Genomic DNA, 6,290 nt, shown 5'->3' on the forward strand with positions numbered 1-6,290 from the left:
GGCACGTTGATCAGCGGCATGGCCCTGAGCCTCGGCCGCACCCTTGGCGGTCTGTTACTGGGTGGCGGCCTCGGTTTCGCCCTTGGCTTGCTGCTGGGTCTGTCGAAGATCAGCGAACGGCTGCTCGGCCCGACCCTCGCCGCCATTCGCCAGATCGCGATTTTCGCCTGGGTGCCGCTGCTCACCGCGTGGTTCGGTCTGGGTGAATTATCGAAGTGGGTATTCGTCGCCCTCGCCGCGTTCTTTCCGTTGTTCATCGCCACTCAGCGCAGCGTCGCCAACCTCTCGCCACAACTCAACGAAGCCGCGCAGGTGCTGCGCCTGAGCCTCGGCCAACGCCTGCGCCGTCTGGTGCTGCCGGGTGCGGCGCCGGGGATTTTCGCCGGGCTGCGCCTGAGCCTGATCTACGCCTGGCTCGGCACCATCGGCGCCGAATACTTCATGCCGTCCAACGGCGGCATCGGCAGCCAGATGATCGGCGCCCAACAACTGCTGCGCATGGATCTGATCATGGCCGGGATGCTGCTGGTCGGCCTCACCGGCGCCCTGCTCAACCTCATCGGCCAACGCCTGGAAATTCGCGCCACTCGCTGGAGACACGCATGAACGCACCGATTGTCAGCTTCACCCACGTAGGCAAATCCTTCGACGTCGACGGTTTCGAACTGGAGGCGATTCGCGAATTCAACCTCGACATCGCCGAAGGCGAATTCGTCGCCATCGTCGGCTCCAGCGGCTGCGGCAAATCCACTCTGCTTCGTCTGCTGGTGGGCCTCGACACGCAGTTTCGCGGGCAGATCAGCGTTGATGGCAAAGCCGTCAACGGTATCGGCGGCGAGCGCGGCATCGTGTTTCAGGAACACCGGCTGTTCCCGTGGTTGACCGTGGCCGACAACATCGGTCTCGGTCTGGTCAACGAACCGCTGAGCACCGCCGAAAAGCAGCAGCGCATCAACGATTTCATCGATCTGGTCGGCCTGCGCGATTTCACCCGCGCCTATCCGCATCAGCTCTCCGGTGGCATGGCACAGCGCGTGGCGATTGCTCGCGGACTGGTCGCCAGCCCAAGGATTCTGCTGCTCGACGAGCCGTTCGGCGCACTCGATGCACTGACCCGTCAGCAGATGCAGGACGAACTGCTGGCGATCCGTGCCCGGGCAAAAATCACCACCATTCTGGTCACCCACGATGTGGAAGAAGCGATCTTCCTCGCCGACCGCGTGGTGGTGATGGAGCCGCGTCCGGGACGGATCAAGCAGGTGGTCGACATCGCCCTGCCGCACCCGCGTCAGCGCAGCAGTTTCGACTTCCATCAGCTGCGCGAAGAGCTGCTGCACGAGCTGACCAGCGACGACCATTACCAACCGAGCCTGCCAGTGCAGATCCGCGATCTGCCGCTGTCGTTCATTGCCTATTGAGAGGAGCTTTTCGATGCCGCAACGCCCCAACTTTCTGGTGATTCTGGCCGATGACCTCGGCTTCTCCGACATTGGCGCCTTCGGTGGCGAAATCGCCACACCGAACCTCGATGCCCTGGCCAACAACGGCCTGCGCCTGACCGATTTCCACACCGCACCGACCTGCTCGCCAACCCGTTCGATGCTGCTGACCGGCACCGATCACCACATCGCCGGCATCGGTACCATGGCCGAAGCGCTGACCCCGGAATTGATCGGCAAACCGGGTTACGAGGGCTATCTCAACGACCGCGTCGTGGCGCTGCCCGAACTGCTGCGTGAGGCCGGTTACCAGACGTTGATGAGCGGCAAATGGCATCTGGGACTGACGGCTGAACTGGCGCCGCAGGCCCGCGGTTTCGAGCGTTCGTTTTCGTTGCTGCCGGGTGCGGCCAACCACTATGGTTTCGAGCCGACCTACGATGAACACACCCCGGGCCTGCTGAAATCGACACCGGCGCTGTACATCGAGGACGACACCTTTGTCGATGAACTGCCCAAGGATTTCTACTCGTCGGACGCCTTCGGCGACAAGCTGCTGCAGTACCTCAAGGAACGCGATCAGAGCCGGCCATTCTTCGCCTATCTGCCGTTCTCCGCACCGCATTGGCCGTTGCAGGCACCGGCCGAGGTGGTCGAAAAATATCGTGGCCGTTACGACGCCGGCCCCGAAGTCTTGCGTCTGGAACGTCTGGAAAAACTCAAGTCCCTGGGGCTGATCGAGCCGGATGTCGAGCCGCATCCGCTGATTCAACTGAATGCGCAATGGGCTGCGCTGAGCGATGAGCAGCGGCAAATTTCCGCGCGGGCCATGGAGGTCTACGCGGCGATGGTCGAGCGCATGGACTGGAACATCGGCCGGGTGGTCGATTACCTGCGCCAGCAGGGGCAGCTCGATAACACGTTCATCCTGTTCATGTCCGATAACGGTGCCGAGGGCGCGCTGCTGGAAGCGTTCCCCAAGTTCGGCCCGGAACTGCTGACCTACCTGAATCAGCATTACGACAACAGCCTCGAGAACATCGGCCGCGCCAATTCCTACGTGTGGTACGGGCCGAGCTGGGCGCAGGTGGCGACGGCGCCGTCACGGCTGTTCAAGGCGTTCACCACCGAAGGCGGGATCCGCGTGCCGGCGCTGCTGCACTACCCGCAATTGCCACTCAAAGGGCAGATCAGCCATGGCTTCGGCACGGTGATGGACATCACTCCGACGATTCTCGATCTGGCGGGCGTGCGCCATCCGGGCAAGCAATGGCACGGCAAACCGGTGGCGCCGTTGCGTGGCAAGTCGTGGTTGGGCTTTTTGTCCGGTGAGACGGCGCAGGTGCATGACGAGCACACCGTGACTGGCTGGGAATTGTTTGGCCGTCGAGCGATTCGCCAAGGGTCGTGGAAAGCGGTGTGGATCCCCGGGCCGGTGGGTCCGGCGACATGGCAGCTTTATGACCTGAGCAGTGATCCGGGGGAGATTCATGATCTGGCGGCGAGTCAGCCGGACAAGCTCAGCGTGTTGATCGGGCATTGGCAGAAATATGTCGAGGAGACCGGGGTGATTTTGAGTGCTTCGCCGTTTCAGCCGGATTGAGGTTGTCTGATAGACCGCTATCGCTGGCAAGCCAGCTCCCACAAGGTTCAATGTCGTTCACAAACCCTTCGAATGACACAAAACCTGTGGGACCGGGCTTGCTCGCGAAGAGGCCCGCAAATTCACCATCAAGCCTGAACCGTACGCGCCTCCTCCGCTACCACTTCATCCCGACGGACAAACCGGTTCGCCCGCCCAAACGTGCCGAAATCATTGAACCGCACGCCCATCTCGCGCATCACCTTGTGCGCCACCGGCACGGTCAGCTGCCGGATGTAAAACGGTTCCTTCACCACAAAATGGTGGATGCCGTGGCTGCTGCCGAAGTTGAAACAGAACGCCTGCAGCGGCCAAAGCCACCAAGGGTTCAACACCTGGCATTGCTGCAGCACATTGCCTGCCTCGATGTCGCCGTAGTAGTGCATGTTCGAGCTGATGAAGTGCAGGCAAAAGGTGCGCAACACGTTCGGGCCGATAATCACCACCGCCGCGATGTCGATCACCTGCATCACCGACAGCGTGGTCGCCGACCATTCAATCGGCGAACCCATGAGGTAGGCAATACCGTTTGCCGCATGGAAACCGAGGAACACATACCACGCGCCCCAATGCACCAGCGCCAGCGGCGCATAGACCTTCAGCGTACGCTTGATGATGCTGAACTTGTGCGCCCAGGTCTTGGCCCTAAGCATGCGGATGAACGCCGACATCACGTTGTCGCCGACCATCAGCAACCGCGCAAAACCCCAGGGCTCGCCGTTGGTGATCGCGCGTTCTTCCATATCGGTTTCAGTGCCGGACACCTTGTGGTGATTGAGGTGCAGATGGCGGCGGATCCACGGATTGATCGTACTCGGCCGCGCCAGCCACACCAGGCCCATCATCAGGTTATGCGGCACCCGTTGTTTACGGAAATACATGCTGTGGATCAGGTCGTGCTCCAGCTCATGGGTCAGGGAAGCGAAAAACGCGTTGAGCAACAGGCACACCCACCAGGCCATGTGGCCCGTGATGTACAGCGTCGCCGAACCGATCATCCCGGCCAAAGCAAAGGCCAGAATGCCCGTACCGAGGGCGTCCTGATGCTGCAGGATCGGGTAACGCTCACGCAGTTCGACGCCTTTGGCCAGCACCACTTCGCGAATATGCGCTGATCGCTGGGCAGCATTGTGTCGCTGGGGACTTGCAGAAGTACGGTCCATGCTTCCATCCTCTGGTTATTGATGTTCGCATCCTGCCTTGCCAATGCTTTAGTGGTGGTAGCCGTGAACGCCAACCTGTTGACCGGAAGCGCCAATCAGCATGAAGGAACCGACTTCTCTCGCCAGCTGGACCCGTGCCTTGCGCAAGCAACTCGATGCGCTGGGGCTGGACAGTATCGGCCTGTGCCAGCAGGCCGGGCTCGATCCGCAGCTGATGGACGACCCGAACGCGCGTTATCCGTTGTCCGGCACCACGCGGCTGTGGGAACTGGCGGTGCAGTTCAGCGGCGATCCGGCCATCGGCCTGCGAGTGTCGCGCTTCGTCAGCCCGACCACGTTCCATGCGCTCGGTTATGCGCTGGTGGCCAGCGGCAGCCTGCGCGAGGTGTTCGAACGCATCGTGCGTTATCACCCGGTGGTCAGCGATGCGCTGGAGCTGGAACTGAGCCGCCACGACGACCGCTATCAATTCCGTCTGAAAATTCCGTCAGGTAATCCCGCGCCAGCCTTTGAAGCCATCGATGCCTTTGCCGCGATCTACGTGCGCACCTGCCGCAATCGCCTGGGTCGCGATTACGCGCCGTTGGCGGTGTACCTGCGCCGCCCGGAACCGTCCGATGCACATCAATGGCACAAGGTGTTCCGCGCGCCCGTGCATTTCTCCTCCCCTGAAGATCGCCTGGAGTTCGCCCTCGCCGACTTCGACAGCCACCTGGACGACGCCAACCCGGAACTGGCCGAACACAACGAAGCGGTGCTCAAGCGCACCCTGGCCCAGCTCAAACCGCTGACCTGGGAGCGCAAGGTGCGCGACGCCATCGAGGAACAACTGCCCGAAGGCGAACCCAGCGCCGAGCGCATCGCCCAGGCTTTGCACCTGAGCCTGCGCAGCCTGCAACGGCACTTGGCGGACGAGGGATGTCGCTTCGACACGCTGCTCAACGAAAGCCGCGAGAATCTGGCGCTGCTGCACCTGCGCGATCCGCAGTGTTCGTTGAGCGAGGTGAGTTATTTACTCGGGTTCGCCGACACCAGCAGCTTCAGCCGGGCGTTCAAACGCTGGACGGGGATGACACCGGGGCAGTTTCGCGATCAGTTGCGCTGATTGATCCGGAATTTGCGCTAAACCTAATGGCCTCTTCGCGGGCAAGCCCGCTCCCACAGTGTCCGTGTCGTAGCCAAAATTCATGTACACCCGAGAAACCTGTGGGAGCGGGCTTGCCCGCGAAGACGTCAGTCAGATCGCCTCAAAACCCAGTTCAAACACTGTGCCACTCGCATCACTGCTCACCCTGACCTGCCCGCCATGCAACTGCATGATCGACTGCACAATCGCCAGCCCCAGCCCGCCCGAATCCCCAGGCTGCGCCCGTGAAGGATCGACGCGATAGAAGCGGTCGAACAGTTTGCCCAGATGTTCTGGCGCGATGACCGGGCCGTGGTTGTGGACCTGCAACCAGCATATGCCTGGTTCATCGCGGCGGCGCAGGCTGATCAGTGTGCCTTCATCGGCATGGCGCACCGCGTTGGCCAGCAGATTACCGAGGGCGCGTTGCAGCAGTTGCTGGTCGGCCAGCAGTTCGCCGTGCAGCGCATTTTCCAGACGGATATTGCGGTCGTCCGCCAGCGCTTCGAAGTAATCGCACAATTCATTACCGGCCTCGTGCAATTTCAGCGTGCGCAAGTCGAGTGCCCGCTCGGCCTGTTCCGCGCGGGCGAGGAACATCAGGTTTTCGGCCATGCGCTTGAGGCGTTCGAACTCTTCCATGTTCGACGCCAGCAGCTCCTGATATTCCACCGTACTGCGCGGGTGATTCAGCGCCTGGCCGTTGCTGGCGAGCAAGGTGTGCAACGGGGTGCGGATCTCGTGCGCCAGATCGGCAGAAAACTGCGACAGCCGCTGCACACTGTCGTCCAGCCGCGCGAGCATGCCGTTGAGCGCCTGCACCGGTTCGAGCAGCTCTGCCGGGGTGCCGCTGGCGGGCAGACGTTGATCAAGGCTGCGCAGATCAATACCACGCACCGCTTCGCTCAATTGTCGCAGCG

Annotated in this window: 6 protein-coding genes; 4 read left to right on the top strand and 2 right to left on the bottom strand. The window is 61.9% G+C overall.

Going from position 1 to position 6,290, the window contains the following annotated elements; genetic code table 11:
• From DBR18_RS29970 to DBR18_RS25245, 3 genes are all read left to right on the top strand, one after another.
• A partial coding sequence (locus DBR18_RS29970; protein ID WP_256588965.1) for an ABC transporter permease occupies nt 1-606 on the top strand: 606 nt, incomplete at its 5' end.
• A complete protein-coding gene (locus DBR18_RS25240) occupies nt 603-1,418 on the top strand; it encodes an ABC transporter ATP-binding protein (protein ID WP_108592357.1) in 816 nt (271 codons plus the stop codon). The genes DBR18_RS29970 and DBR18_RS25240, both read left to right, overlap by 4 nt.
• Nucleotides 1,419-1,431: 13 nt before the next feature.
• Complete coding sequence (locus DBR18_RS25245; protein WP_108592358.1) at nt 1,432-3,042, top strand: arylsulfatase; 1,611 nt, start codon at nt 1,432-1,434, stop codon at nt 3,040-3,042.
• A 128-nt stretch (nt 3,043-3,170) separates the two neighbouring features.
• Here the strand turns inward: DBR18_RS25245 and DBR18_RS25250 are convergent, their stop codons facing one another.
• The gene (locus tag DBR18_RS25250) at nt 3,171-4,244 is read right to left on the bottom strand and encodes a fatty acid desaturase (RefSeq protein WP_108592359.1); all 1,074 of its coding nucleotides are present in this window, start codon (nt 4,242-4,244) and stop codon (nt 3,171-3,173) included.
• Nucleotides 4,245-4,344: 100 nt separating this feature from the next.
• Here DBR18_RS25250 and DBR18_RS25255 point away from each other — a divergent pair, with 100 nt between their 5' ends.
• On the top strand, nt 4,345-5,349 hold the full coding sequence (locus DBR18_RS25255) for an AraC family transcriptional regulator (protein ID WP_108592360.1): 1,005 nt from the start codon (nt 4,345-4,347) through the stop codon (nt 5,347-5,349).
• Nucleotides 5,350-5,481: 132 nt separating this feature from the next.
• Here the strand turns inward: DBR18_RS25255 and DBR18_RS25260 are convergent.
• A partial coding sequence (locus DBR18_RS25260; RefSeq protein WP_146188795.1) for a heavy metal sensor histidine kinase occupies nt 5,482-6,290 on the bottom strand: 809 nt, incomplete at its 5' end.

It is taken from the genome of Pseudomonas sp. HMWF021, from assembly GCF_003061005.1.
Classification (GTDB): domain Bacteria; phylum Pseudomonadota; class Gammaproteobacteria; order Pseudomonadales; family Pseudomonadaceae; genus Aquipseudomonas.

Excerpts from the sequence above, each read along its gene's own strand:
- DBR18_RS25240 (WP_108592357.1), top strand. The coding sequence starts at position 603 with ATGAACGCACCGATTGTCAGCTTCACCCACGTAGGCAAATCCTTCGAC.
- DBR18_RS25245 (WP_108592358.1), top strand. The coding sequence starts at position 1,432 with ATGCCGCAACGCCCCAACTTTCTGGTGATTCTGGCCGATGACCTCGGC.
- DBR18_RS25250 (WP_108592359.1), bottom strand. The coding sequence starts at position 4,244 with ATGGACCGTACTTCTGCAAGTCCCCAGCGACACAATGCTGCCCAGCGA.
- DBR18_RS25255 (WP_108592360.1), top strand. The coding sequence starts at position 4,345 with ATGAAGGAACCGACTTCTCTCGCCAGCTGGACCCGTGCCTTGCGCAAG.